A 1278-nucleotide genomic window follows, 5' to 3' on the forward strand; every position below is an offset into this window, starting at 1 on the left:
CATGAGACTACGACGATTGATGGGTGTAGCCGATCAGATCGTAGCTTCTAGATTTAGTTCCATCGATTTAAGCAACAAAGCCGAGTCACCATGTCGGCAAATCGCTGTGAATAATGACATTGCGGATAGTACAAAAAGAAAAACGCGCTCGTAGCGCGTTTTTGGTAAAAGGGACTTTATTGCGAGCAGAATGCGTTGAAGCTTTCTTGCGTGTTCTCGAACCCTTTATCTTTCGCCGACTCCCATGAACGCTCACATTGGTTGGTTGTCGCACACCAAGCGTATCCCGCCGAGCCGATACAACCGTGTTCATCTTTGTCCGCACCAACCATGCCAGACTCTTTAGGCGCAGTACAACCAGAGAGAATCAATAAAGTAGTAACGAGTAACGATGCTTTTTTCATTTCGGAATCCTCAACAAGGCAATTTCTTAAGACTCAGAGATTTTATCGTGTTTTTAGTCAATTCTCTGCAAATGTTGTGATGTCTGCTTGTCTCTTATCAATGGCTTGGCGAGTGTCAGCGATATCAGACATCGGTTGTCGCGAATGCGTAGGACGAAACACCAAGCAAAGGATTTTCGAAACTCTCTTCTCTTTGTTAGAATCTCGCCCTTTCTCTAAGCATGACACAGTGACTAGCCAGTTATTGTGCTTAACCACTATCGTAAAGAGACACCTAACATGAACAACGCTACCACCATCATTGGTTTATTTAACCCGAAAAGCCCGTCAAATGTCGGTGCCGTATTGCGGGCTGCGCGCTGTTATCAAGCTGGGGAGGTACGTTACACAGGCACTCGATACGATAGAGCCGCAAAGTTCTATACCGATACGCAAGGTGCTATTGAAACGATTCCTTTGACGGCCGTAAACTCGTTTCTCGACGGTTTGGAAGAAGGCACGGAAATTGTTTGTGTAGAACTGGCCATTGGCGCAACTCCATTACCTGCTTTTCAACACCCAGAAAAAGCGATCTATATTTTCGGCCCGGAGGACGGTTCAATCTCAAAAGAGGTTGTCGATAACGCTCACCACGTTGTGTATGTCCCAACGGTTGGCTGCATGAACCTCGCGGCGTCTGTCAATGTGGTCCTTTACGACCGTCTTGCAAAATCAGAAAACACACTTCAGGGCGACGCGCTGATCATAAGCAGTCGTGACAACAAAAACCGCCTGATCGTTCAAGAAAAATAAAACCAGAAGGGGTTGTTGCAAAAAATCCGTAGTGATCCAAAATCGTCTCATTTCTCCCTGGCGGATAACGGATAGATGGCCA

General features: G+C 46.2%; 2 protein-coding genes. One reads left to right on the forward strand and one right to left on the reverse strand.

Annotated elements, in window-relative coordinates:
- Window positions 1-176: 176 nt before the first annotated feature.
- Entirely contained in the window at window positions 177-404 is a 228-nt protein-coding gene (locus B5D35_RS23825; RefSeq protein WP_078754862.1) for a serine protease, read from the reverse strand.
- 279 nt (window positions 405-683) lie between these two features.
- On the opposite strand from B5D35_RS23825, the gene B5D35_RS23830 reads away from it, so the two are divergent.
- Complete coding sequence (locus tag B5D35_RS23830; protein WP_078754863.1) at window positions 684-1196, forward strand: RNA methyltransferase; 513 nt, start codon at window positions 684-686, stop codon at window positions 1194-1196.
- Window positions 1197-1278 lie beyond the last annotated feature (82 nt).

Source organism: Enterovibrio nigricans DSM 22720, assembly GCF_900167155.1.
Lineage (GTDB): Bacteria > Pseudomonadota > Gammaproteobacteria > Enterobacterales > Vibrionaceae > Enterovibrio > Enterovibrio nigricans.

Excerpts from the sequence above, each read along its gene's own strand:
- B5D35_RS23830 (WP_078754863.1), top strand. The coding sequence starts at position 684 with ATGAACAACGCTACCACCATCATTGGTTTATTTAACCCGAAAAGCCCG.
- B5D35_RS23825 (WP_078754862.1), bottom strand. The coding sequence starts at position 404 with ATGAAAAAAGCATCGTTACTCGTTACTACTTTATTGATTCTCTCTGGT.